General features: G+C 42.6%; 22 protein-coding genes. 9 read left to right on the top strand and 13 right to left on the bottom strand.

Features of this window, described 5'->3' with window-relative positions:
* Window position 1: 1 nt before the first annotated feature.
* The 3 genes from B3014_RS04260 to B3014_RS04250 all read right to left on the bottom strand — a co-directional run bounded on the left by B3014_RS04260 (window position 2) and on the right by B3014_RS04250 (window position 2,185).
* Window positions 2-1,246: a hypothetical protein gene (locus B3014_RS04260; protein ID WP_289244725.1), complete on the bottom strand. Its 1,245-nt coding sequence runs from the start codon at window positions 1,244-1,246 to the stop codon at window positions 2-4.
* Complete coding sequence (locus B3014_RS04255; RefSeq protein ID WP_289244726.1) at window positions 1,243-1,671, bottom strand: hypothetical protein; 429 nt, start codon at window positions 1,669-1,671, stop codon at window positions 1,243-1,245. The genes B3014_RS04260 and B3014_RS04255 overlap by 4 nt, the downstream gene beginning before the upstream one ends.
* A gap of 88 nt (window positions 1,672-1,759) precedes the next feature.
* Window positions 1,760-2,185, bottom strand: a complete 426-nt coding sequence (locus B3014_RS04250; RefSeq protein ID WP_289244727.1) for an RDD family protein — start codon at window positions 2,183-2,185, stop codon at window positions 1,760-1,762.
* An 86-nt stretch (window positions 2,186-2,271) separates the two neighbouring features.
* On the opposite strand from B3014_RS04250, the gene purL reads away from it, so the two are divergent.
* Window positions 2,272-6,156, top strand: a complete 3,885-nt coding sequence (gene purL / locus B3014_RS04245) for a phosphoribosylformylglycinamidine synthase (RefSeq protein WP_289244728.1) — start codon at window positions 2,272-2,274, stop codon at window positions 6,154-6,156.
* Between the two features lie 56 nt (window positions 6,157-6,212).
* Here the strand turns inward: purL and B3014_RS04240 are convergent, their stop codons facing one another.
* On the bottom strand, window positions 6,213-8,225 hold the full coding sequence (locus tag B3014_RS04240) for a methyl-accepting chemotaxis protein (protein ID WP_289244729.1): 2,013 nt from the start codon (window positions 8,223-8,225) through the stop codon (window positions 6,213-6,215).
* A 313-nt stretch (window positions 8,226-8,538) separates the two neighbouring features.
* Between B3014_RS04240 and B3014_RS04235 the strand changes: the two genes are divergently transcribed.
* The 5 genes from B3014_RS04235 to B3014_RS15015 all read left to right on the top strand — a co-directional run bounded on the left by B3014_RS04235 (window position 8,539) and on the right by B3014_RS15015 (window position 12,416).
* Window positions 8,539-10,704 carry a sensor domain-containing diguanylate cyclase gene (locus tag B3014_RS04235; RefSeq protein ID WP_289244730.1) on the top strand — a complete coding sequence of 722 codons (2,166 nt, stop codon included), beginning with the start codon at window positions 8,539-8,541 and terminating at the stop codon, window positions 10,702-10,704.
* Between the two features lie 108 nt (window positions 10,705-10,812).
* On the top strand, window positions 10,813-11,238 hold the full coding sequence (locus tag B3014_RS04230) for a plastocyanin/azurin family copper-binding protein (RefSeq protein ID WP_289244731.1): 426 nt from the start codon (window positions 10,813-10,815) through the stop codon (window positions 11,236-11,238).
* Between the two features lie 96 nt (window positions 11,239-11,334).
* Window positions 11,335-11,583, top strand: coding sequence for a hypothetical protein (locus B3014_RS04225; RefSeq protein WP_289244732.1), 249 nt, complete (start codon window positions 11,335-11,337; stop codon window positions 11,581-11,583).
* A gap of 77 nt (window positions 11,584-11,660) precedes the next feature.
* The gene (locus B3014_RS15020) at window positions 11,661-12,062 is read left to right on the top strand and encodes a mechanosensitive ion channel family protein (protein WP_349675865.1); all 402 of its coding nucleotides are present in this window, start codon (window positions 11,661-11,663) and stop codon (window positions 12,060-12,062) included.
* Between the two features lie 36 nt (window positions 12,063-12,098).
* Window positions 12,099-12,416, top strand: coding sequence for a hypothetical protein (locus B3014_RS15015; protein WP_349675864.1), 318 nt, complete (start codon window positions 12,099-12,101; stop codon window positions 12,414-12,416).
* A gap of 12 nt (window positions 12,417-12,428) precedes the next feature.
* Here the strand turns inward: B3014_RS15015 and bla are convergent, their stop codons facing one another.
* From bla to B3014_RS04205, 3 genes are all read right to left on the bottom strand, one after another.
* On the bottom strand, window positions 12,429-13,316 hold the full coding sequence (bla, locus tag B3014_RS04215; RefSeq protein WP_289244733.1) for a class A beta-lactamase: 888 nt from the start codon (window positions 13,314-13,316) through the stop codon (window positions 12,429-12,431).
* Window positions 13,317-13,506: 190 nt separating this feature from the next.
* Complete coding sequence (locus B3014_RS04210; protein ID WP_289244734.1) at window positions 13,507-15,849, bottom strand: putative bifunctional diguanylate cyclase/phosphodiesterase; 2,343 nt, start codon at window positions 15,847-15,849, stop codon at window positions 13,507-13,509.
* Between the two features lie 113 nt (window positions 15,850-15,962).
* Window positions 15,963-16,904 carry a LysR family transcriptional regulator gene (locus B3014_RS04205; RefSeq protein WP_289244735.1) on the bottom strand — a complete coding sequence of 314 codons (942 nt, stop codon included), beginning with the start codon at window positions 16,902-16,904 and terminating at the stop codon, window positions 15,963-15,965.
* A gap of 110 nt (window positions 16,905-17,014) precedes the next feature.
* Here B3014_RS04205 and B3014_RS04200 point away from each other — a divergent pair, with 110 nt between their 5' ends.
* A complete protein-coding gene (locus tag B3014_RS04200) occupies window positions 17,015-17,770 on the top strand; it encodes an SDR family NAD(P)-dependent oxidoreductase (RefSeq protein ID WP_289244736.1) in 756 nt (251 codons plus the stop codon).
* Between the two features lie 5 nt (window positions 17,771-17,775).
* On the opposite strand, the gene B3014_RS04195 is transcribed toward B3014_RS04200, so the two are convergent.
* From B3014_RS04195 to B3014_RS04180, 4 genes are all read right to left on the bottom strand, one after another.
* On the bottom strand, window positions 17,776-18,108 hold the full coding sequence (locus B3014_RS04195; RefSeq protein WP_289244737.1) for a DMT family transporter: 333 nt from the start codon (window positions 18,106-18,108) through the stop codon (window positions 17,776-17,778).
* 4 nt (window positions 18,109-18,112) lie between these two features.
* Window positions 18,113-18,331 (bottom strand): VF530 family protein, encoded by a 219-nt coding sequence (locus B3014_RS04190; RefSeq protein ID WP_289244738.1) that lies wholly within the window; start codon window positions 18,329-18,331, stop codon window positions 18,113-18,115.
* 164 nt (window positions 18,332-18,495) lie between these two features.
* Complete coding sequence (locus tag B3014_RS04185; protein ID WP_289244739.1) at window positions 18,496-18,843, bottom strand: 5-carboxymethyl-2-hydroxymuconate Delta-isomerase; 348 nt, start codon at window positions 18,841-18,843, stop codon at window positions 18,496-18,498.
* A gap of 89 nt (window positions 18,844-18,932) precedes the next feature.
* Window positions 18,933-21,107, bottom strand: coding sequence for a glutamine synthetase III (locus B3014_RS04180; RefSeq protein ID WP_289244740.1), 2,175 nt, complete (start codon window positions 21,105-21,107; stop codon window positions 18,933-18,935).
* Between the two features lie 462 nt (window positions 21,108-21,569).
* Here B3014_RS04180 and B3014_RS04175 point away from each other — a divergent pair, with 462 nt between their 5' ends.
* The gene (locus tag B3014_RS04175; protein ID WP_289244741.1) at window positions 21,570-21,926 is read left to right on the top strand and encodes a FlxA-like family protein; all 357 of its coding nucleotides are present in this window, start codon (window positions 21,570-21,572) and stop codon (window positions 21,924-21,926) included.
* Here the strand turns inward: B3014_RS04175 and B3014_RS04170 are convergent.
* Both B3014_RS04170 and B3014_RS04165 read right to left on the bottom strand, forming a co-directional pair.
* Complete coding sequence (locus tag B3014_RS04170) at window positions 21,917-22,537, bottom strand: LysE family translocator (RefSeq protein ID WP_289244742.1); 621 nt, start codon at window positions 22,535-22,537, stop codon at window positions 21,917-21,919. The genes B3014_RS04175 and B3014_RS04170 overlap by 10 nt on opposite strands.
* A gap of 11 nt (window positions 22,538-22,548) precedes the next feature.
* Window positions 22,549-23,247 carry a DUF4336 domain-containing protein gene (locus tag B3014_RS04165; protein ID WP_289244743.1) on the bottom strand — a complete coding sequence of 233 codons (699 nt, stop codon included), beginning with the start codon at window positions 23,245-23,247 and terminating at the stop codon, window positions 22,549-22,551.
* Between the two features lie 124 nt (window positions 23,248-23,371).
* Here B3014_RS04165 and B3014_RS04160 point away from each other — a divergent pair, with 124 nt between their 5' ends.
* The gene (locus tag B3014_RS04160; protein ID WP_286304424.1) at window positions 23,372-24,454 is read left to right on the top strand and encodes an AI-2E family transporter; all 1,083 of its coding nucleotides are present in this window, start codon (window positions 23,372-23,374) and stop codon (window positions 24,452-24,454) included.
* Window positions 24,455-24,545 lie beyond the last annotated feature (91 nt).

The following is a 24,545-nucleotide window of genomic DNA, read 5'->3' as shown; positions in this document are numbered from 1 at the left end:
ACTAAAACCGATAAGACAGGGACATAGCGAACATATCCCATCTTTTGCTGGTGTCAGTAACGGTGTTTTCACGCGGCGATAATGTGGCCACACCCTCGACGATGTGATATTCGGCACGAAGCATTACATTATGTGTCACATGCCAGCGTCCCCCTAACACCCAGCTTTTAGAATAATATTCATGAGCCGGCACAGGGGCTTGATTAATCCCCAATGAGGCGAGCTGCTGGCTATTGATGCGATTTTGTCTGGCAGCTTCTTTTCCATTCCAGTCGTGTTTGTTTAACTGGAACTCTTCATAACGGATGAATGCTTGCCAGGCCGGTGTGAAATTATAACTTGCCTGTAAGTAATAACCGATCGAATTAATATTCATCTGTGAGACGGGTCCACCGATGTCAACATAATCAACATTTTCAAAAGCCACTTCGCCTGTAAATTGCCATTTCTCACCGTTATATTGGGCAGATAAAACGGTGTAATCGATATCAATTTCACCCGAATTCATTCCTGGACCAAAAGGGAAGAGCACACGGTCACTTGCACCTGCATCAAAATCAAGTGTGACTCTTGTTCCAGTTATGGAGTAAATCCACTCTCCACCGTTATGCTCGTATAGAATTTTTCCGAATATCCCTAGCTTATCGTTATGAATGGCGCCAGCCCAGTCATCACCCAGATAGGCATATTCAACGTTTTTATCGGCCAGGGTATAACCAGTACCCACTTCCATAAACAGTGTGCCACTGTCTAAGTTAATATTGTTGTAAAGGTGTATACCATCAGCGGCCATAATGGTATTTCTGACTTTATCAAAGTAAATCACCTGAGGAAGAAAGATAGCGCTTCTGGTGTGGGCGACGTCACGAGTTTCGTTATATAAGCCGATTTCGTTTTTGATTCTGCCAATGTACATACCCGTAGCGTAACGCGCATCGGCATAGAGAGAAACATCCACTAAGCCATAATCGAGTCTTGGTGATCCGTTATCAAATCTGCCGGCTTGTCTGGATAATAGTTGTGCAGAAAGCCTGAGCTTAGGGCTGATTCTGAAACTACCATTAATGCCGACTTCAGTAAATTCGAAACTGCCATCATCACTTGGCCCATAAAAATGATTGTCAGTAGTATGTATGTAAGCTTGAGATGCAAAACCATGCAGGGCAATGCGTTCATACCATGCTTTGTCTTCGGCCAATGCCATTGTTGGAATAACAAGTAAGATGGAAAGTAAACTCGCTCTCATAAATCCACCTTAATAATTTGAATACGTTTGTGTGTATCAGCATCATCTTCACTGATGTACCCAATCGCCCCTTTGGTGTTGGCGACAGCATCAAGCATTTCTTGCTCCGAGTTAACGACGATAGGGGCAGTACCTGTGCCAGAGAAGACCTGTCTGTCCCAGATCCGTCTTAGCTGGTATGGAAACATACCCAATACAGACTTACAAAACTGATTATGCGTAGGGTCTTGATCTTGAAGAACATAGACGGTGATTGGCGTGCCATTTGGCCACTCATGAACTCGCATAGCAAAGATAGAGCGAGCAGTGGTTTTGCTTAATTGCTTTATCTCAACCTGTTCGTTGGCAATGAGAGTTTGAGCTGGTAAATCTTGCGATACCAGGAGCAATAAAGTGATGAGGACTCTGATGCTTATCCATGTCATCAGCCTTGTTCCTTAAGCCGTGTTAAGCTCAATTCTAGGCATGAATTCAAAAAAAAGCCACGTTAAAACTTTCTTTATGTTAAATAAGTTATTCTTTGACAAAAACAAGCTGGGTTTTTGCTGCCTGGTTGTACCAACTTTGTTTGTTTTTACTGAGCCACTGCCACCAGAATCCTAAACCGAGACAAAGCCAGGAAATAAGCCCAAAGATAAATCGCACAGCCGCCTGTTTCCATGAGATAGTCGGCGAGGTTGAGCTAATCAGCTTTATTTTCCATGCTCTCATCCCCAGCGTTTGTCCACCATGGGTCCAGAACCAGCCGTAAAATAAAAAACACACTGACAGTAAATAAAGTAGAAAAAACACATTGCCTGGTGTAATGGCTTCTCCGCTATTTAGCGCAACCGGAATAATGGCAGCAAATAATAAGGCGGACAGTAAAAGTAAAAAGTCATAAATCATCGCCATTATCTGGCGAATTGGACCAGGTCGCTTGTGAATAACTACACTCATTATCAATTTCCAATGGATTTTATTTGGGCGTTAAACCTTACATAAAGTATCATTATCGCTTTAGTTTATCTTGAATTGGGATCCGCATGCTGCAATTGATTGGCCGTCCGGCTTTTTCTGCTTTCCGTCTGGAGAAATTACTAAACAGCATTCAGGCCGAAGTGCCTGCTGTTACAGCTGTTAGAACAGAGTTTCGTTATTTTGTTGAAATAGAAGGTGAGTGTGTTTTGCCAGCAGCAGAACACCAGGTTATCGAAACACTACTTGAAGCAGAAATGCGTGATAGTGACGCCAAAGAAAACGAAACCTTTTTCTTAGTCACACCCAGACCGGGAACGATTTCACCCTGGTCAAGCAAAGCCACCGATATCGCGGTCAATAGTGGTGTAAAAGACATCGAACGTGTTGAGCGTGGCGTAGCTTTTTTTATTGAAGCCAACGAAACACTGACTCAGCATCAGAAATCCATTGTTCGTAGTTTATTACATGACCGCATGATTGAAACTGTGTTTGAAACAGTGGATGAGACAGACCGTTTATTCATGCATGGTAAATCACGTGAACTGGTGAGTGTGGATATCCTCAACGGTGGACGTGAAGCCTTAGTCACGGCCAATCAGCAAATGGGGCTGGCACTGGCTGAAGACGAAATTGATTATCTTTTTGAGAATTTCAGTTTGCTTGAGCGTAACCCAAATGACATTGAGTTAATGATGTTTGCTCAGGCTAACTCGGAGCATTGCCGTCATAAAATTTTCCGTGCCGACTGGATTATTGATGGTGAAACGCAGTCTCACACGCTGTTTAACATGATTCGTAATACGCATGACCTGAACCCTGATGGGGTCGTCAAAGCTTATAGTGATAACTCATCAGTGATTGAAGGTCCGAGAAGTCATCGATTCCAGGTGGATATGGCGACAGGGCAATATCACTATGAAGGTGAAATCCAGCATATCCTGATGAAGGTGGAAACCCATAACCATCCAACAGCGATTTCTCCCTTTCCTGGTGCTTCAACTGGGGCTGGTGGCGAAATTCGTGACGAAGGTGCAACTGGACGTGGTTCAAAACCAAAAGCGGGTTTAACGGGGTTTTCTGTGTCGAATCTGGAAATCCCAGGGTTTGAACAACCTTGGGAAACACCTTATGGCAAACCGGCGCGTATGGCCTCTGCTCGTGAGATTATGATCGATGGCCCTCTCGGTGGTGCGGCCTTCAATAATGAATTTGGTCGTCCGAATTTATGCGGTTATTTCCGTACTTTTGAAGTTCAAGTACCAACAGATAATGGCTTTGAAGTGCGGGGCTATCACAAACCTATTATGGTGGCTGGCGGCATGGGCTCTATCCGTCCACAACACGTTGAAAAAGGCATCATGGATCCAGGTGTGCAATTGATTGTACTGGGCGGTCCGGCAATGTTAATTGGTCTGGGAGGAAGTGCTGCTTCTTCAGTCAATTCCGGTGCCAGTGATGAGGGACTGGATTTTGCCTCAGTTCAACGTGGTAATCCTGAAATGGAACGCCGCTGTCAGGAAGTGATTGATCGCTGTGTAGCCTTAGGCGATCAAAACCCGATTATTGCCATTCACGATGTCGGTGCCGGCGGACTCTCCAATGCTTTCCCTGAACTGGTCGATGACAGTGGTCGTGGTGGTCGTTTTGAACTGCGTGTGATTCCTAATGATGAACCCAGCATGTCACCCATGGAAATCTGGTGTAATGAGTCTCAAGAGCGTTATGTGTTGGGTGTACATCCTGACCGTATTGATGAATTCAAAGCCATTTGTGAACGTGAGCGTTGCCCGTGGGCTGTTGTGGGGGAGACCACTGAAGAAGAACATTTATTACTCGGTGATGCCGATAATGAAACATCACCGATCGACATGCCACTCTCATTATTGTTAGGTAAACCACCTAAAATGCTGCGTGACGTGAAACATACACAACACGGGTATCCAGATCTTGATTTTGCGGGTGTTTCACCCAGAATGGCTCTGGAACGTGTACTTAAATTGCCAACGGTAGCCAGTAAGAACTTCCTAATTACCATCGGTGATAGAAGTGTCACAGGTTTGGTCGCGCGTGATCAGATGGTAGGTCCATGGCAAGTGCCGGTAGCGGATTGTGCTGTCACTTTAGCCGATCATCATGATGTGTTAGGCGAAGCGATGTCGATGGGTGAGCGTGCACCGATTGCACTGATCAATGCACCTGCCTCAGGTCGAATGGCAGTAGGTGAGGCCATCACCAATATTGCCGCTGCCAAAATTGAAAAGTTGGGCGACATTAAATTATCAGCTAACTGGATGGCAGCATGTGGTCACCCTGGTGAAGATGCACTGTTATACGATACCGTCAAAGCGATTGGTATGGATCTCTGTCCTGAGTTAGGTATTGCTATTCCCGTCGGTAAGGACTCTTTGTCCATGAAAACGGTATGGGAAGATAAGGGCGAAACCAAAGCGGTTACTTCACCTTTATCTCTGATTATCAGCGCCTTTGCGCCTGTCACTGATGCCAGCGCAACGACCACACCGCAATTACGTACTGATCGTGGTGATACTGATTTGATTTATATCGATCTGGGGCAAAATCACAACCGTTTGGGTGCTTCCGCTTTAGCTCAAGTATTCAAACAAGTGGGTAACACAGCTCCGGATATCGAAGATGCGACACATTTAAAAAACTTCTTTAACGCTATCCAACGACTGAAGAATGAAGATTTATTGCTGGCCTATCATGACAGAAGTGATGGCGGCCTCGCTGTTACCTTAGCTGAGATGGCTTTTGCCGGTCATTGTGGTCTGGATATTCACTTGAATGGTCTTGGTGAAGCCTTGCCGGTATTGTTCAATGAAGAATTAGGCGCGGTTATCCAAGTGCCTCATGCTGATTTGAATCATGTCATGAATATTCTTAAAGACTATAATTTGACCTCCATGTCATTTGCCATTGGTAAAGTGACTGAGCAGCAGCAAATACGCATCCATGTTGAGCAGGAACTGGTTATTGATGAGTCTCGTGTAACGTTGCAACGTTTCTGGGCTGAGACCAGTTACCAGATGCAGTCAATGCGTGATAATCCTGACTGTGCAAAACAAGAGTTTGATGCGTTATTGGATGCAAGTGATCCTGGTTTATTTGCCAAACAATCATTTAATCCGGCAGAAAATATTGCCAGCTCTCTGATCGTGAGTGGTCATCGTCCCAAGGTTGCCATTCTGCGTGAGCAAGGGGTAAATGGTCAGGTTGAAATGGCAGCGTCATTTGATCATGCAGGCTTTAATGCTATTGATGTGCACATGAGTGATGTGCTGGAAGGGCGTATTGATCTGAATGATTTTGTTGGCTTGGTTGCGTGTGGTGGGTTCTCATATGGTGATGTTTTAGGTGCAGGACGCGGTTGGGCCAGCACCATTTTGCATAATGACACTGCCCGTCAACAGTTCTCAGCATTTTTCCATCGTGAAGATACGTTTGCGTTGGGTGTCTGTAATGGCTGTCAGATGTTGTCGCAGTTAAAAGAGTTGATACCTGGCAGTGAGCATTGGCCTCGATTCTCTCGTAACCTGTCTGAACAGTTTGAAGCACGTTTCTCACTGGTAGAGATTGTAGAGTCACCTTCAGTGTTATTGAGAGGAATGGCCGGTTCTGTGATGCCTATCGTTGTGGCTCACGGCGAAGGACGTGTTGACTATGCCGAGACGGGTTCTGAAGAGCATGCGCTAGTGGCCATGCGTTATGTTGATCATTATGGTCAAGCTACGGAAGCTTACCCAATGAACCCAAATGGATCGATTAATGGCGTGACGGCACTGACAACAACCGATGGTCGGGTAACGATCATGATGCCTCACCCTGAGCGTGTAACGCGCACAGTTCAGCATTCATGGCACCCTGATGACTGGGGCAAAGATGGTCCGTGGGCAAGATTGTTCCAAAATGCGCGATGCTGGGTGAACTAACCTTGTATGTAAAAAAGGACCGAAAGGTCCTTTTTTTATGGCTAACGTAAAGAGAGCTATACTTTAAAACGTTGTGCAATCATATTGAGCTGCGTGGCGAGTGTCGCCAAGTTTTGACTAGCAGTAGCAATTTCTTCGCTGCTATGCATGTTATTTTCAGATAAGTCTGATACGCGTGTAATGTTACGATTGATTTCTTCTGAGACCAAACCTTGCTCTTCAGCAGCACTGGCAACATGTGTACTCATATCAGCGATTTGTGTCATCGAATTAACAATGTTTAATATCGATTGTGTGGCTGAGTCAGTGTAACCAACCATACCAGCGGCATTGGCTTTTTCTTTTTCCATCACGGCGACAGCTTCTTTTGTTTTCTGTTGTAAATTGTCGACCATGACTTGAATTTGTTCTGCCGATTCCTGAGTACGGTTGGCCAGTGAGCGAACTTCATCAGCTACTACCGCAAAACCTCGACCATGATCTCCTGCTCGTGCAGCTTCTATAGCCGCATTTAAGGCTAATAAATTGGTCTGCTCAGCCACCCCTTTAATAACGGTTAACACGGAACCGATTTGCTCACTACTTTGACTTAGTTCTTCAATGGTGCGCGCTGCATTTCCAACGTCTTCAGTTAGAGAGTTAATGGATTTTACCGTTTCACTTATGACGTCTTGTCCCGATTTTGACTCACTGTTCGCATTACGTACTTCTTCTGCTAACAGTTCAGCATTACGGGCGATTTCTTTAATCGTACTCGACATCTCATTCATCGCTGTGGCTATTTGCTCAGATTGCGATTGTTGTTCTTGTGAGTTGGATTGAGATTGCACTGTATTAGTGGATAACTCTTCAGATGCAGCTGCTAATTCAGTTGAGTTTTGTTTCAATTGATTCACTACGCCATTTAAATGTTGTGTCATTGAGTTAAGTGCAATAAAGATATCAGCGGTTTCATCTTTGGCTGGACTGGTGATGGTGACGGTCAGATCACCTTCGGCGATCCGCTTGGTAGCGGTAATAATATTGTTGATTACCTGGATGATAGACCGATAAAAACCAATGAATAAATAGAGTGCCAGCGATAGGGCAATTAATATCACGGCAATCACCACATTTTTCTCAAGCTGTAGCATGGATAGACGATTATCTAGTAGTTCAGCCAGTGCGTCAGCAAGATAATGATATACCACATAATTTGTGTCTATAGCTTCAGTACCCAGACTGAAAATAAATGCTGCTTGGGTGTTAATTTTCTCACTCTCGAGCATATCCTTTTCGATGACAGTGAGAAATTCTGTGAGTGCATTTTCTCTATCCAGCTCTAGCTTATTTAAAACGTCTGCCAACTGCGGATTGTGAGTAATAATATGTTCGATAGCTTGTTGAGTGGTATCCGCTTCATGTTTTACCTTGCTAAATGATGAAGCCAGTTTAATACGTTGACTGGTAGTCAATGATTCATTGGCAGCGATGCCCGAAGCAAGTCCGCGAGTTTGTCCGATACTCTCAGCGAGTACTGGGATATAACTGACAATCGTCTCAATAATGAATGTGGTGTTGAGGTCTGGATCGAGTATGAGTCCAGAATTATGATTCACGGCATTCATGAGTTGTCTAAGTTTTGTAATTAACTCAGTATGCGCGGTAAAAATGGTATTGGGATCTGTTTCTGTTGCTGTATTGATAAGACTGGTCCAGTCACGTTTGATTTCGTCCCATAGTTGATTGGTGTCGAAGTGCTCGCCATATTCAGCATTGATGATATTGATTTGTTGAATACTCTGATCAATCTCTTTCCGTTTACTGAGAATTTTTTCTTCGAACTCTGCTGAGCCATTCAGATAGGCATTCGTTAAGCCACGATGTTGAGGCAATTGTTGATAGAGTGGTGTGATGGTTTTTATGTATTCCAAGCCTGATTGTTCTTTATGGCTTTCATTAACGATGTTGTTTAATTGGTGAATCAGTAGCAAAAATGTCACCGTGATAGGAATAAGCAGCAGCACTGTTATCAGTGACATTTTTTTGGGGTAGCTTAGCGAATTCATGAGTTTTGTCGCCAGATTCATTAGTGTCACCCTAAATTGTATGGATATTTAAAATTGTTATTGGCATATAGTTCGTTTTCTTTAGTATATGATGAGTGACTTTGTCGCCTCTCCACAGTGAGCATATCAAGTTGTTATTGCTAAGCCGTCTATTACAAGGTGTTAATAGTGGCTGTCATTTGATGACGTATTCTGGAGTGATAAATTACCACTTAAGTAATCGACATTATTGCCGTAAAGTGATGAATGGAATATGTGGTCCTGGATTGACCTAAATTTACAACGATTAGAAAGGATATCTAGTAGTTCGGGTTTCTTTCTTTTTAGACAGTGAGTGATTGGATTGATAAAGGACTTAGTTACACCGTATCAGACTAGGGTTGTGCCAAGTTATGGTTTGCTAGTCGTATTTTTGTCGTTGCTCACTATCTTCCCTCCCGTCTTTGCTATGCAGCAGTATGAGAGCGAGCAGGTTACTGCCTGGCAATATCGCTGGGGTGATTCCGAATTTGTAAATGGTGAGCCTGAGTGGATTGTCACGCCTGAACTACATAGTAGCGATTGGAAAGATATTGATTTCCCTGGTATGCCGCCTGATCGGGGGCAACATAATACCGTTTGGTTTAAGGCAACATTGCCTGATTCGGATCATGATTATTTGCATCCTGTTCTTTACGTCACCAGCATTGACTTAATGGCTGAAGTTTACCTGGAAGATAAAAAGATTTATCAATTTGGTGACTTCAACAATAAACAGCACAAGTCGTTTTATGGTTGGCCTTGGCATTCGATTAATTTGCCAAATGATTATGCAGGTAAAACCATTTATTTCAGGGTTTTTTCAAGCTACCGAGACATTGGTTTGTGGGGTGAAGTCAAACTATTTGAGAAAACACATCTACTGTTTTACCTTTTAGAAAAAGCGTATTTTGAAGTTCTGGTCGCTTTATTCTCATTGTTTGTCGCTATTATTACCTTGGCATTCTCGATGATGCATAGAGGGGAGCGACATTTTCTCTATTTATCCTTATTTTCACTGACCTCTGCTGTAATGTTGCTGGCCGAGAATCCAGCTGTTCAATTTGTTTTTAATTACCCTCTAGTACGTGTTTATTTATTAGCGATCTCCTATTACGCATTACCCGTTATTACGAGTTTATTGTTGTCATCATGGTTTGATGACTGGCGACACAAATGGTTAATAAACATTGCTGTCATCCATTTCATCTATCTTATTTCAGTGATAGGCCTATCTTTAGCGGGCCTAATAGAGCTTGCTGTTACATTCCCTATTTTTGATGCCATATTCGCCATCACGATACTATTGATAATAGGGCTTGGCATCAGTAAGCGATATTCGTTGGCCTCCGATCAACATCTAGTCATGCTGTCCTTTACGGTATACGGCATGTTTCTTTTATTGGATATGGGCATTGCTAATAGTGTTCTTCCCTGGATGCATTTGGATATTTCTGTTGGCGCGTTATTGTTTGCGCTTGTATTGATGCTTATTTCTTTACGTCATTATTCACATGTACAAAGCGCCTTAAAAGAACTGAATGAACATCTAGAAGTGAAGGTGGCTGAACGAACAGCTTCCTTGCATGCTTATGCCGAAGCTGAACAAGAACGTGCTGAACAGCTGCAGCGTCTGAATGTGCTCGGAGCCAGATTAGAAGAACTCAACAGTCGGTTACAAACCGTTGACAATCTCACTGAGGCAAGACATTTACTCATTAAAAAGCTTCCGGACGTTTTTATGCCTGTAGAATTGAGCGTAACAACATCATTTGACGGCGTATCTTTTGAGAGGCAATTGGCTCAAGTAGAACTGCAAGAGCTGGATGGCAGCTATAACGTATTTGTTTATCTGGTTTTAAATAATCTAAGTTCAAAAAAACTAATCAAACAAGACAATCTGAATGATTTCATCAACCGGGTTAAATTGCGTTTAGGTGTGACGCTTAGCAGTATCAAGTTAAAAGAAGAGCTGCATCGTTTTTCATTTGAAGATGCGCTGACAGGGCTTGCTAATCGACGTTTTTTTGATCTGGCACTGCATAGAGAAACTCAGCTGGCAAACCGACAGAAAAACCCATTGTCGCTCCTTATATGTGATATCGATCATTTCAAACATTTCAATGATGAATACGGGCATGAAGTCGGTGATTTTGTACTGAAAACATTAGCGCAATTGATGAATGAGTTTTTCCGTGAAACGGATATACCATGTCGTTATGGTGGTGAAGAATTTGTTGTGATTATGCCTGGTGCGACAATAGATGATGCGACAGAAAAAGCCGAGCTATTAAGGCGTATTGTTGCCGACAAACAGATGGTGTTTAACGGCAAACACATAGACAGCATCACCATTTCCATCGGGATCGCTGATTTAACCCCAAGTAGAAGTGAATCAGAACAGTTGTTAAGTGATGCAGATAAAGCCTTGTATATAGCAAAAGAATGCGGAAGAAACAGGGTAGAAACGACACACCCATAAATAAATTTCCATCTATATCAGAACTATATCAAACTTAATCTGACCAATATTCGCATGATTTTCACATGTCACTTGTTGAAATAATCATATACATAGAGAGGAGAAGTTATGAAAATGATGAAAAAAGTTTTATCTGGCGCTGCTATTGCAGGTTTATTCTTGTCAATGAATGCTTTTGCTGCTGACCATACTGTTACCGCACAAGGTCTGAAATATACGCCGCTCGTTGTTAAAGTGGCCCCTGGAGATAGTGTGAGCTGGACCAATATGAGCACACACAATGTAGAAATGATCGATAACTTGATTCCTGAAGGTGCTGAAGCCTTTAAATCTGACATGAGTCAAGATGTTACACATACGTTTGATAAAGAAGGTATCTACATTTACAAATGCACTCCGCATATTGGTGCAGGCATGGGCGGTGCGGTCATTGTTGGTAACCCAACCAACTTAGATGCGATTAAGGCTCAAGATGTTTCTGGTGGTATCGGACGAATTGTCAAAAAAGCCATTAAAGAAGCGGAATCAATGTAAATTTATTGAGTACCCACTATAAAAAGCCGGTCATTGCCGGCTTTTTTTATGGGTATAAGATGTGCATGAAAAAAGAGTGTCTTCTGAGGAATGAGTATGGATAAAGTGAATCAGATTTTTTCATCGTTACCAGAATGGTCAGTCGCTATTGTGGTTATCATACGTTTATTCATTCTCATGCTGATTATGAAAAAGTTCATTTTGCTTAGAGTCAGCAAAATCACGGCTAGAACAAGCTTTTTTTATGACAAGTTAGTGGTGAAAGTAATGAGTTTTCCTCTGACATTGTGCTTGTTGGCATTAACGATAACACTGGCAGAGCACACGCTTCAGTATTTGATATAGAAACAGAATTTAAATTTTTTCATGCTACTGCACAACTATTGATCGTCGCCGCACTGGTATTGTTCATAGATGGTTTTTTGACGGGTGCAGTCGGTCATTATGCCGATAAGACGGCTACCTTAAAAAATAGTAGCTCTATTGTGCAAGGTATTACCCGTGCCATCATCCTTGGACTCGGCTTGTTGATTATCCTTGGCACGATGGGTATTACCATCACGCCTATCATTGCTTCTTTAGGTATTACTTCACTGGCCGTTGCTTTAGCTTTGCAACCAACATTAACCAACTTCTTTTCAGGTGTTCAGCTTGTCATCGACAAACCAATACGTGTTGGTGACTTTATCGAGTTAGATTCGGGAGAGCAAGGCTTTGTCGAGAAGATTGGCTGGCGCACTACCTGGATTAGGATGTTACCCAATAACTTTATTATCATTCCAAATAGTGTTTTATCGCAGTCAAAAATCATTAACTACTATTAGCCTGAAAAACAGCTTTCAGTACCTGTAGAAGTCGGTGTGCATTATGATTCTGATTTAGAGCATGTCGAAAGAGTCACGCTGGAAGTGGCTCGCAATATCCTAAAAACACATAAGTGGGGTGTGCCTGATTATCAGACATTTGTTATTTTTCACACTTTTGATAATTCGAGTATTAATTTCACGGTCATGTTAAGAGCGAAAGAATATTTCAATCGCTTCTTCATTAAATCTGAGTTTATCAAGGCTTTACATCAGCGTTTTAAGGAAGAAAATATTACGATTCCTTATCCTATCAGGGCAATCAATTACCAGCAGGAGAATCCTCAATCAACAGTGGATGATAAGTCTGTATAACGTTTTTATTTATTATCGATTTAAACCAGGGAAAACGATTTTGCTAACTGACTCACTTATCTTGGCGAGCAATTCAGCTTTTTTTTGTTTCGTCAGCGTGGATTCAGAATAATAAATCACCAGTAAATAAGGTTTACCTTTTTCTGGCCAGATAATCGCTACATCATTAAAGGCTCCGTTAGGACCAGAGCCCGTTTTATCACCTACTAGCCAGGTGGACGGGACGCCCGCACGTATTTTGTCATCACCTGTTTGATTGCCTATTAGCCATTGAATAAGCCGTTGTTTGGATACGTCGGATAAATGATCACCAAGCAACAGGGTGTTCAGCGTCGCCAACATCGCTGCAGGTGTTGTTGTATCTCTAAGGTCGCCTGCCAAGTTGCTGTTAAGAGCAGGTTCTATTCTGTCGAGTCTTGTGGTGTTATCGCCTATCGAACGCAAATAGTCGGTTAATGCCTCTGGGCCACCTATTGTTTTTAATAGTAAATTGGCCGCAGTGTTGTCACTGAGTTGTAATGTCGCCTGGCTTAACGCTGCTACCGACATGACGCCTTCATCAAGATGTGTTTTGGTGACCGGGGCATAATCCAGTATGTCAGCACGATCGTAATGAATCGGACGAGACAGACTTTCTTGATGCTGATCAATTCGGTGTAAGACATTAGCAACCAGTAAAACTTTGAAGGTGCTACACAATGCAAAACGTTCATTAGCACGATAATGCAGTTGAAATTGGTGTTGTAGGTCATAAGCGGCAATGCCCAGTCTCCCGCCATATTCTTTTTCTAATTGGGCAAATGTTGTCTGCCAATTTATGCCTTCATTATTAGCAGAGCTGACACTATTTACCGTGAATAAAAGACTAAACAAGGTGGCTAAGCTGAGTAAGGATTTCATTGTGATAGGCGGTTTCTGGTGAACAAGGGGGCATATATTAACCGATTTCAGAGAGGGATAGGGCTGACATAGGGAAACGATTGTATTGTGCTTTGGGTGTGTTAAGCACAGATGAAATCTAGATAATGGGTTAAGCGCCAACTATCAAGTGAGAAAACAGAGCAGTGTTTTAGGACCTTCAGACGTAAAATCAGGTTTTAACCACATTCACATGTTGGTTTATGTATTTATTAAACTCTTCCATTGGCATGGGTTTGCCAAATAAATAACCTTGATAATTCAGGCAACCATGTTTAGCTAGGAATGCTTCCTGAGCATCCGTTTCGACCCCCTCAGCGATGACAGTCATGCCCATGTGACTACTCATATTGATAACGGTGCGAATGATATGAGCATCATTGGCATTTTTTAGCATATGATCCACAAAACTTTTATCGATCTTTATTTCATCCAGTGGAAAACTTCGTAATATGGAGAGTGATGAATAGCCTGTCCCAAAGTCATCCAGAGATAAAGTGATGCCATGAGACCGTAATTTGTCTATTTTTATAGCAAGTTCATTAATGTTCTTTAGCATTAGGCTTTCAGTGATTTCCAGTCGCAAACGTGAGCCGGAGCACTGATGTGTTTCAATGCTGGATAAGACCGTATCAACAAAATTCTTTTGCATAAATTGGCGAGCGCTGATGTTGACGGATAAAACTAAATTAGCCGTAGCCGGGTCTTGTTGCCAGACAGCTAATTGTCTACAAGCATGTTGAAGTACTTCAGTGCCTATGCGGTTAATAATGTCTGAGTCTTCTGCAATAGGAATGAATTCGGCCGGTGAAATCATGCCATGTTTAGGATGCTGCCAGCGTAGTAGAATTTCAGCACCAATAGGTTCATGTCGGTGGTTCACCTGGGGTTGGAAATAGGGGAGAATGTCGCGATTGAATACGGCATCTCTTAGATCATTTTCCAGACTGGCTTTGAATTCAATACTGGGCTGAAGCGCTTCATCAAAAAATCGAAAACAACTACGACCATCTGACTTGGCCTGAAACATAGCGTTATCAGCACGTTTAAATACTTCATTAACGGATAAGGTTTCGCCCTGAAATGTGCAAATGCCTATGCTGCATGAAGTACGATATTGCACGTTACCAATATTATATATATCACTGATACCATTAATAATTTTGTTGGCAATAACTTCAGATATTTCTTTGCTTTTGTTAGCGGTGTTACCAATATTTTGGATCAAAATAACAAACTCATCTCCACCAAAACGGGCAATGGTGTCTTCATCTCTTAAAATGGTTTTCAGTCGAGTGGATACCGATTTGAGAAGCATGTCACCCACTGAGTGCCCATGAAGATCGTTAATGTTTTTGAAGTTATCTAAATCAATAAAAAACACGGCACAGTGAGATTGGTTGCGACTACTGGTGTGCATGGCCTGTGTGACGCGATCGGTCAGCAAACGTCGGTTGGGCAAATCTGTTAGCGTGTCATAGTAAGCCAGATATTGGATTTCATCCTGACTCTTTTTAAACTCGGTTTTATTTTGAACCAAGGTTGCCAAGCCAACGACATGGTTATGATTGTCACGCAAAGCGGTGTAAGTCCATTCGCAGAAAATAATGTCACCCTCCTTGGTCAAATTTTCATTTTGACAATGACTGGAGCTTCCCTCAGCGATAAATTCCTCCATTTTTTGGATGACATGATCCTGAATGTCGATTGGCAACAAGAAACGGGCATGCTGATGAATTGCTTCATCTTGTTGATAGCCAAATATTTGCTCAGCTGCAGCATTCCATGACACAACCTGGAGGCCGAGGTCCCACTCAATTACTCCCATCGGTGTGTGGTCTAAGTGAATACGTTGATGTTGTGATAACTTCTCAATTTCAGCTTGTTGTTTTATAGCCGCATGATGCAGCAAGATATTCTCATGTAGTTTTTTACCCAGATTTGATGATGCAATAGAGATATAAACAATATATACGGCGAGTAAAATCGCCATGGCCAGTGATAATTCTGTTTCATTGCTAAAAAAACCGGGTAATGACAGTAAATAGATACTCCCGGAAAATAATTTCGATGTTATCGCATCGACTGAATACACGACCATCGCACCACCTGTGACACCGACAATAACGAGTGTGATAAAGGCTTTATGAGCGACATCATTGGTTTCTGAAAGAAAGTAATAACCAGCCAGCCCCCATGCCATGCCACAAGCTAAAGTGGATAAACGGAAGATATTGAGCCAAGTGTCAGGGTTTGAGTTATTGGTGTTGTGTTGTTTGAAATAAATGGTGGAGTACAGACGTAATCCATAAACAACGCTAAAGATAAGACACCAAGCGATTAAGATTGTCTTGTTAACCTGGTCATACTCAACAAAAGCCAATGTGAAGGCAACAAGACTGGCCACGATAACGGATTTAAGATTGCTGCTATAGAGCATATTGATGATATCGACTTTCAATGCCATTTTTTCATCATGCTCGCTAGGGAGTAATGAAACCGTGTTTGTATCCAAGCGCAAAAATCCTCTCTACATAACCATTTCGTGAGCATTTTTTATCTGTTTTCAATTATCTAGTTGAAAACACGTAATGTTCAAATGGTTTTAGCACAGAAAAAAATGGCTGTCTATTTTGTCGCAGATTGTCTGCTTCTCTCCAGCATGGTCAAATTCGTCTTGACAGCATTGTTTGTTAACTCTTGTAACCAAGCCATAAATAAACTCAGACGTTTAGGTACTTGACGACGAGAGGCATAAATAATGGATAAAGGAATGACCGGGGCGGGATAGTCAGGCAAAATCTCGACTAATTCCCCACGTGCAAGGTACGGCTCTGCACTCATGGCGGGTAGTTGCGCGATACCCAGTCCGGATAAACAAGCATATAAATAGGCATCCGTATTGTTGACTTGTAGTCTGCTTTTCATCTCAACTAGCTGAAGATGATGTTGAGCAATATGTTCAAATACAGCGGTCTGTGTTTGCAGGTTTTGTGCATAATCGATGAGGTAATGGTGTGCTAAATCATTTACTGATTGGGGTTTACCATACTTCTCTGCATAATCAGCGCTAACACAGTTAATCACGGTTAACTGAGTCAATGGCATGGCAACTAATTCACTATCGCCAAGGTGACCTGCACGAATAACACAGTCCACACCATCTTTGATCAAATCTGCCCGTTGGTCATTGCAACGCAGCTTGATTGAGACGTCAGGATAACGCTCGTACCAACTGTTTAAATGAGGCAGAAGAATATTGGCTGCAAAGCGGCTGGGCATGTCAACATGCAAGCAACCAGAGATTAATGAAGGCTGTTGAAACTCGCTATCAAGACTATCTACCTGCTCCAGAATGGAAAGACATTTTGTGAGATAGCGCTCGCCATCACGTGTGAGGTTTATCTGTCTGGTACTTCGTTGTAATAGGCGTGTATTGATTTGTTGTTCGAGTGATTTTATTGAAGCCGATACGCTGGACTTCGGTAAACCAAGCATCTCGGCGGCTCGGGTAAAACTGCCGACTTGTGCCACTGTGACAAACCGCTTCATTGATTCAAACTTATCCATTTTTCTTCTACTGTTAGTTATTTACGAACAATGATATCGGATTTTGTCTGTTTATCATGAATTAATAGCGGCATAAGATGTCACCTCATTCAATGGAAAGGAGGTAATCAATGAATAAATTAGTATTAATTACAGGTGGTAGCAGAGGGATAGGCCGTGAAAGTGCGCTTTATCTGGCTGAAAAAGGTTGTGATGTCATTATCACTTATCATTCAAATAAAGACGCAGCTGATGACGTGGTTAGCAGGATTAAAGAAATAGGTCGAAGCGCGACAGCGTTGGCATTGGATGTCAGCCAAACAGATACATTCAGTCACTTTGCTGATGTTGTAGAGACTCAGCTTAAATCAGAGTTTAGTCGAAAAGAGCTGGACGTCATTATTCATAATGCAGGTATGGGCATATATAAATCTTTTGAAGACACCACCGAATCCGACTTTGATATTTTAATGAATACACATCTGAAGGCGCCGTTTTTTCTCAGCCAATTGTTATTACCTATGATCGCTCCTCAAGGTCAAATCATTCATATTTCATCAGGTCTGGCGCGTTTCTCACTGCCTGGTTATACGGCTTATGCCACGATGAAAGGGGCAGTGGAGGTATTAACGCGCTATCTGGCAAAAGAGCTCGCTACTAAACAGATTCGGGTTAATACGCTGGCGCCCGGTGCAGTTGAAACTGATTTTGGCGGTGGTGCTGTTCGTGATAACACTGAGTTGAACCGCAGTATCGCTAATCAAACTGCATTAGGCAGAGTGGGATTACCCGATGATATTGCTAAGGCATTGGCCATGCTGGTGAGTGATGACAGTTCATGGGTTACGGGTCAACGTATCGAGGCGTCTGGCGGCATGTTTTTATAAAAAATTCAGTGTCCGCCGGTATTAGAAAATAAGTTAATGACAAGTACGCCTGAGATGATTAAGCCCATGCCGAGAAGGGCAGGTAAATCGAGTTTTTGCCCATATACTATCCACGAGATGATAGCGATGAGCACAATGCCCAAGCCTGCCCAGATAGCATAAGCAATACCGACAGGAATCACTCTTAACGACAATGTCAGAAAATAAAAAGCAGTCAGGTAACCCGTAACAACGATAAGTGTCGGAACAAGTCGCGTAAATTCGTGGCTGGCTTTCAGCGCTGAGGTCGCAATGACCTCAGCGATGATGGCAATGGCGAGATATATCCAGTGTGGCACTGACTTACCTTTTGAATGTAGTGATATAAAGTTGCTCGACTTTTTTCCTTGCCCAATCTGTTCGACGCAGAAATTTTAATGACGACTTAATAGAAGGGTCGTTTTTAAAACAGTTCAGGTTAATTCTATGAGCGAAACCTTCCCAGCCATAATGATCGACCAGTTCAGTGACAATGGTTTCGAGGGTGATGCCATGCAGTGGGTTGTTAGGTTGCTGGTTCATAAATAGGCTTTTTTCTAGATGTCATTCCGAGTATGAAGTCATGTTTACTTTAAAGCTTAATCATGACGGCTACTGTATGACTTAAGATTAACATTCAAACAATAAACGCGTTGCAATATCTTTTGCTGCCGGCATGATGAAACTACGTCATTCATAACGCTGGGTTAGGCTAATGTTGTTTTTACGTATGTGGTTGTGTCCATCTCCACCGTTTCTGCGGTGATAGTGATATCGAATAAAGGTAATGTTGTACAAAGCCGTTCAACGATTAAATTATTTAAACGTTTCTTTTGCTCCAGGGTGCGCCCTTGATGCAGTCTGACAGTCACGTGCAAAAAGTGTGTGTGATGATCGCCGAGCCTAAACGTTTGGTAAGCAATACTGCGTGTTTTGATATGCTCAGGTTTGAATAAAAGAGAATCTATCGCTGCCTGATGAACAGTATTCACTAATGTCTCAGCTGAAGTGATGTCAGCCAGTTTCGTTGAATATTCGATAATACAATGTGGCACCGGAATTCTCCTGGCAGTATCTGTAGAAACGATATGACACCACTAAAAGAAAAGGCCGCTTAAAGCGGCCTTAATAGCAATGACATCAGTTATTTGATAAATAACATCTCGCGATATTTAGGCAGTGGCCATAAGTCGTCAGCCACTTCACCTTCAAGCGTATCAACATGTAAACGCACTTTATCCATCAACTGACGGATATCATTTGCACAGAAGTTCATATGTGCTTCAATTGAATCAAAGTCATGCTTATTTAAAGCCGCTTCAAGTTCGCTGACCGTGGCCAACATAGCATTGGTTTCCTGAGCAATTAGACTCACCACGGAATTATTCATCTCTATTCCCATGTCCGCCATACTGGTATGGGTGACGGACAGTTCTGTCAGATACTGCGATGCGGATGGGTAAATCAGCGTTTTTGCCATCTCAACTACGAGCTTGGCTTCCACTTCAATAGAAAGAATATATTGCTCGGCGTATACCTCAAAGCGGCTTTCCAGTTCGACAGGTGTGAATACACCAGTGCGAGAGAATAACTCACGGATAGCCTCATCACGAAGGTAAGGCAGAGCATCAGCAGAAGTCGGTAAGTTTTTCAGACCACGCACGTCTACCGCCGCTTTGTGCCATTCTTCAGAATAGCCATCGCCACCAAATACCACATTACCGTGTTGTTCCATTAACTCTTTCAGAACGGCCAGTACTGCGGTGGTTTGATCTTTGCCGCTATCTAATTCAGCTTTTAATTTCTCAGCAATCCAGTCAAGCGAGTCAGCCAGCATTGTATTCATGGCCACTAAGGGGCCAGATACCGATTGAGATGAACCCACAGCACGGAACTCAAAGCGATTACCAGTGAAAGCAAAAGGGGATGTACGGTTACGATCACCTGGATCACGTTCAAATTTTAGAATTTGTGACAGGCCCAGATCCATCTCGCCACCTTTTTTCGAGGTCGCAATATCACCCGCTTTAATATCCTGGAATACTTTTTCTAACTGGTCACCAAGATAGACTGATAAAATCGCTGGAGGCGCTTCATTAGCACCCAAACGATGATCGTTTGAAGCAGAAGCAATCACCGCACGAAGCAAGGGGCCGTATTTGTGTACACCACGAATAACTGCGCCACAGAATAATAAGAAATTCAGATTATCATGCGGTGTTTTACCTGGATCTAATAAATTACCTTGTGTGGCATTGCTGACCGACCAGTTAACGTGTTTGCCTGAGCCATTAACACCAGCAAAAGGTTTTTCATGTAGCAGACACATGAAGCCATGTTTTTTTGCTGTGGCTTTCATCAAGGTCATCATTAATTGTTGATGGTCTGCAGCAATATTGGCTGACTCAAAATAAGGGGCTATCTCAAATTGACCGGGAGCGACTTCGTTATGGTGCGTTTTGGCAGGAATACCTAAGCGGTATAACTGGTCTTCGAAGTCTTGCATAAAGACCTGGACACGTTCCGGGATAGCACCGAAGTAATGGTCATCAAACTGTTGGCCTTTAGCTGGTGCAGCGCCAAATAATGTTCGACCAGCTAAAAGCAGGTCAGGACGTGCTAGAGCAAAATTACTATCGACCAGGAAATATTCTTGCTCAGCGCCACAGCTTGAGTTAAGCGGCGCAATCTCGGTTTCACCCATTAAAGCCAGCACTTTCCTGGCCGCACGATCCATGGCTGAGATGGACCGTAGTAATGGGATTTTCTTATCAAGTGCTTCACCGGTCCATGACATGAAAACACTTGGGATCATCAACGTAGAGCCGTTTTCTGTGTGCATAATGAACGCAGGGCTGGTTGGATCCCAAGCAGTATAGCCTCGAGCCGCATTGGTCATGCGTAAGCTACCGTTAGGGAAAGACGAACCATCAGGCTCGCCCTTAATCAATAAGCTGCCAGAAAATTCTGTAATCGCATTGCCTTCAGCATTGGTCACAATAAAACCATCGTGTTTTTCTGCGGTGATATTGGTCATCGGGTAGAAAATATGAGAGAAAAACTTCACACCTTTAGACAAGGCCCAGTTTTTCATGGCTGCAGCCACAACATCGGCAACGGCTGGATCTAATGGGGCACCTGTTTGAACAGTCTGTTTAAAGGCTTTGAAGGCAGACTTATTTAATGCTTCCTCCATTTTTGCCAGATTGAAAACATCTGTCGCCCAGATTTTATCTATCGGTTCAGATTTGTGAACAGTTGTTTTTTGACGGTTTGTAATGTTTGAAATCGCTTGCAGGCGAGATTCATTTCCACTCATTTTCTATCCCTTAATCGCTGATGATTAATTGTTAATGTGATAAACGCAGTCGCTTTTTGGCGCATCAATTTTATTGATTGCGCATGTAATAGTGCTGTCGTTAGCACGGTTGTATCCCGACGCGAGCATCCCATCGTCTTTGTTTATGTAACACTAAAATAGAAAATAACCATATCAACATATTGATTATCAATATAAAAATCATCAGTGATATGAACGGCACGACATTCAGCGGAAAGGTTTTCAAGCGTGGTCGATATGAGTCTTTATTGAACTATTTAATGTGTGACAGCTATCAATATAGAGCAAATAATTTCAGTTATGAAGACCTATTTTTGTCACATAAATCGTGTATGGCAGAAAGAGATGTTTTCGTTTTTTTCAAACAAATGTTAAAGAAATACATGTTGTTGTCGATGCAAAACATAATGGACGCTAATGAGGCATGGTAGGGAGTCATATATGAATATTGATCTGTCATCTGTTCGAAGCAATGGGACGACTAAACACGCTGCCTCAACAGGCTCATCTCTGGAGGCGCGTATAGCGGCTTTAAAGAAAAAGATGGTGGACTTGTTTAATGAGCTCAAAGCATTGTTGAAAAATCCTGGTGAAGATTCCGAAAAGCAAGCAGAAGCCATACAACAACAAATTCAATTACTTCAGCTTCAAATTCAACAGCTGGAAGCCTTGAAAAAACAACAAGAAAAAGCAGCAGAAAAAGATCAAGCCATTGCTACGCCATCCAACACCACGGTCAATTCGTCAGAAGCTACATCGGACACCAAAGTTGGCACTACGATAGACAGTTATAGCTGATAAAACAGTAATCGAGCCGCTAATAAGGTAAAGATAAGGGCGGTGAGTGACTGCAAGATGCGCTGAGCTCGACTGGAAGCAATTAACCACCTACCCATACTGGCTGCAGTCAATGCCATAACGCTGAATATCATCAATGCAGTCAGCATAAATATCAGCCCTAAATAGACAATTTGCCACGATACAGATACGCCTGATGTATCAATAAATTGTGGTAAAAATGCCAGGAAAAAAAGCGCTACTTTAGGATTGCTGACATTCATTAAGAATCCGATTCTAAGCAAGCTGAGTGAAGTGTCTAATCTCTTTGTATCAGTCAAAGCTGTTATTACTGGTGTCCTGAATGCACGCCATGCTAGATAGAGCAAATAGCCAGCCCCAATGATTTTTAGCCATACAAATGTCATGGGTGAAGTGATTAACCAGGTAGCCAGGCCAAACACTACCGCCGCAATGTGAATAATCAAACCGCTGCATAAGCCCAGCGTGATGATGAGCCCAGTTCTGGCCCCGTATAATGCTGATTGTGAGATGACATAAAGATTATCCGGCCCAGGTGCAAGGGCCAGTACTATCGATGTCACTATAAACATCATCAAATTATCACTCATCAGCGTCATGATTACTTAGTACTGGAACTCAGATTTAACCAGCTAAATGAGGATTTTAAAAATGTCACTGCTTGCTCCTCAATCACTTCACCATGGGCCATGACAATTTTTTCTGGCTGCCAGTCAATAATTTGCTGCAGATGCTGGCGGGCAATTGGCTTCTTAAACGTTAATCGCCAGTCAATCGGCATCTTGCCGTTAGGGGCTAAAACACCGGCGATTTTAGCGAGCAAGCGCTTGATAGGAGTGAAAGAGTGTGCCTGAAAGTTGTCAATTAAATCGGTCACAATGAGTGTTCTGCTGCTGCGATGAAAAAACACACACTCCTGCATCACCTTTGAGCCTGTAAATAAGAGCTGTGATATGTCATCACGCCATGGTGGAACCCAATCAGCAGTAAGTACACCATTGAAGTGAATATCCGGGCGTTTCTGGCAGACTTGTTCTGTGCCAAATACTAAGGCTGATGGATAATGCTGTTGCCAGTCTTTTAAAAATAAATGATGTAATTTATTGGGTGCAACCAAATAACGTACTTCACCCAGTGCATCTATTTGTTTAGCTAAATCAGACGTGAATTGAATGGGACTATGCAACCATAGCGAACCATCTGCTAAGCGAATGACGACCATTCGCGTGGTGTATGGGAGGGTATAAAAGCGGACGCTATCACCATCAATGTAGCTTATATTCTTCCCCAGGCTGTGCATAATTACTCCATGGTTCAAGATGAACGATATCTATGTCATCGCTGATTTCTTCTCAACGTGTTAAGTTCTGATGTGACAGAATATCGCTATTGCGAATCAATTATAGCTGAGGATAAAGCGACCAATGACACTGCGATCAATTTTACGCAAATGGACAGAACGTTATTTCTCTGATGAAGAAGCCGTTATTCTGCTCATTGTTTTAGTGCTGGGCTTTGCTGTGGTTATCTGGTTGGGCGGGATGTTGGCGCCATTTTTTACGGCGTTGGTGATTGCTTTCCTGTTACAGGGGGTCGTGAATATGCTGACCCGCAGGCGTGTACCCAATATGGTGGCGGTAGCCATAGTCTTCCTCGGGTTTATCGGTTTGATGTTGGCTTTGGGCTTTTTATTAATGCCATTGTTGTGGAATCAGTTGGTTAACCTGGTGCAGGAAACGCCTAACATGTTGTCCAATGGTGAGGACTGGCTGGTCAACCTTCATTATCATTATCCTAATTTAATCAAACCTGATGAAATTCAAAGCTGGATTTCCAGCACCGCAAAACAATTCACGGTTTATGGGCAAAGGGCGGTGTCTTTGTCTATTGCTTCGCTGGGTAATGTGATTGGTTTGATTATCTATCTGGTATTAGTGCCTATTCTGGTTTTCTTTATGCTGAAAGATCGGGAAAAACTGGTTGGATTTGTACTGTCATTCATGCCGGAAAAACGTGGGCTGATGAACCGCATCTGGAGTGAAATGGATGATCAAATTGCTAATTATGTGCGTGGCAAAGTGGTCGAGATTGCGATTGTTGGTACGGTGAGTTATGCGACATTCTCATTCTTTGGCTTGCAATACACCGCACTGTTGGCTGTCTTGGTGGGCTTCTCTGTGTTAATTCCATTTATTGGTGCTGCTGTCGCTACATTACCTGTTGCAGCGGTAGCGGGATTTCAATTCGGGCTCACCGAACAGTTTGCTTATATATTGATTGCTTACGGTATTATTCAGGCGCTTGATGGCAATGTGTTAGTGCCGGTTTTATTTTCAGAAGCTGTCAATTTGCATCCTGTTTCTATCATTCTTGCCGTTTTGTTTTTTGGTGGAATATGGGGTGTGTGGGGTGTTTTCTTTGCCATTCCACTGGCAACATTATTAAAAGCCCTGATAACCGCCTGGCCAAGAAGCTTACATGAGACGCCCATACAGAAAAGCCCCTAAAGCTCGTCAAACCGGGCTTGTTGATGGTGAAAAATTGTCAGTAATTGCAGCAAAAACATCAGCGTTGGCTACAAAAGGGCATTTGACTGAG

It is taken from the genome of Methylophaga sp. UBA678, assembly GCF_002299105.1.
Taxonomy (GTDB): Bacteria; Pseudomonadota; Gammaproteobacteria; order Nitrosococcales; family Methylophagaceae; genus Methylophaga; species Methylophaga marina.
Note: the sequence above shows the minus strand (reverse complement) of the source record. Positions and strands in the feature narration are given on the sequence as shown.

What these genes read in the sequence shown, in the direction of transcription:
- B3014_RS04260 (WP_289244725.1), bottom strand. Translation starts at nt 1,246, where the DNA reads ATGAGAGCGAGTTTACTTTCCATCTTACTTGTTATTCCAACAATGGCA.
- B3014_RS04255 (WP_289244726.1), bottom strand. Translation starts at nt 1,671, where the DNA reads ATGACATGGATAAGCATCAGAGTCCTCATCACTTTATTGCTCCTGGTA.
- B3014_RS04250 (WP_289244727.1), bottom strand. Translation starts at nt 2,185, where the DNA reads ATGAGTGTAGTTATTCACAAGCGACCTGGTCCAATTCGCCAGATAATG.
- purL (WP_289244728.1), top strand. Translation starts at nt 2,272, where the DNA reads ATGCTGCAATTGATTGGCCGTCCGGCTTTTTCTGCTTTCCGTCTGGAG.
- B3014_RS04240 (WP_289244729.1), bottom strand. Translation starts at nt 8,225, where the DNA reads ATGAATCTGGCGACAAAACTCATGAATTCGCTAAGCTACCCCAAAAAA.
- B3014_RS04230 (WP_289244731.1), top strand. Translation starts at nt 10,813, where the DNA reads ATGAAAATGATGAAAAAAGTTTTATCTGGCGCTGCTATTGCAGGTTTA.
- B3014_RS04225 (WP_289244732.1), top strand. Translation starts at nt 11,335, where the DNA reads ATGGATAAAGTGAATCAGATTTTTTCATCGTTACCAGAATGGTCAGTC.
- bla (WP_289244733.1), bottom strand. Translation starts at nt 13,316, where the DNA reads ATGAAATCCTTACTCAGCTTAGCCACCTTGTTTAGTCTTTTATTCACG.
- B3014_RS04205 (WP_289244735.1), bottom strand. Translation starts at nt 16,904, where the DNA reads ATGGATAAGTTTGAATCAATGAAGCGGTTTGTCACAGTGGCACAAGTC.
- B3014_RS04200 (WP_289244736.1), top strand. Translation starts at nt 17,015, where the DNA reads ATGAATAAATTAGTATTAATTACAGGTGGTAGCAGAGGGATAGGCCGT.
- B3014_RS04190 (WP_289244738.1), bottom strand. Translation starts at nt 18,331, where the DNA reads ATGAACCAGCAACCTAACAACCCACTGCATGGCATCACCCTCGAAACC.
- B3014_RS04180 (WP_289244740.1), bottom strand. Translation starts at nt 21,107, where the DNA reads ATGAGTGGAAATGAATCTCGCCTGCAAGCGATTTCAAACATTACAAAC.
- B3014_RS04175 (WP_289244741.1), top strand. Translation starts at nt 21,570, where the DNA reads ATGAATATTGATCTGTCATCTGTTCGAAGCAATGGGACGACTAAACAC.
- B3014_RS04170 (WP_289244742.1), bottom strand. Translation starts at nt 22,537, where the DNA reads ATGAGTGATAATTTGATGATGTTTATAGTGACATCGATAGTACTGGCC.
- B3014_RS04165 (WP_289244743.1), bottom strand. Translation starts at nt 23,247, where the DNA reads ATGCACAGCCTGGGGAAGAATATAAGCTACATTGATGGTGATAGCGTC.
- B3014_RS04160 (WP_286304424.1), top strand. Translation starts at nt 23,372, where the DNA reads ATGACACTGCGATCAATTTTACGCAAATGGACAGAACGTTATTTCTCT.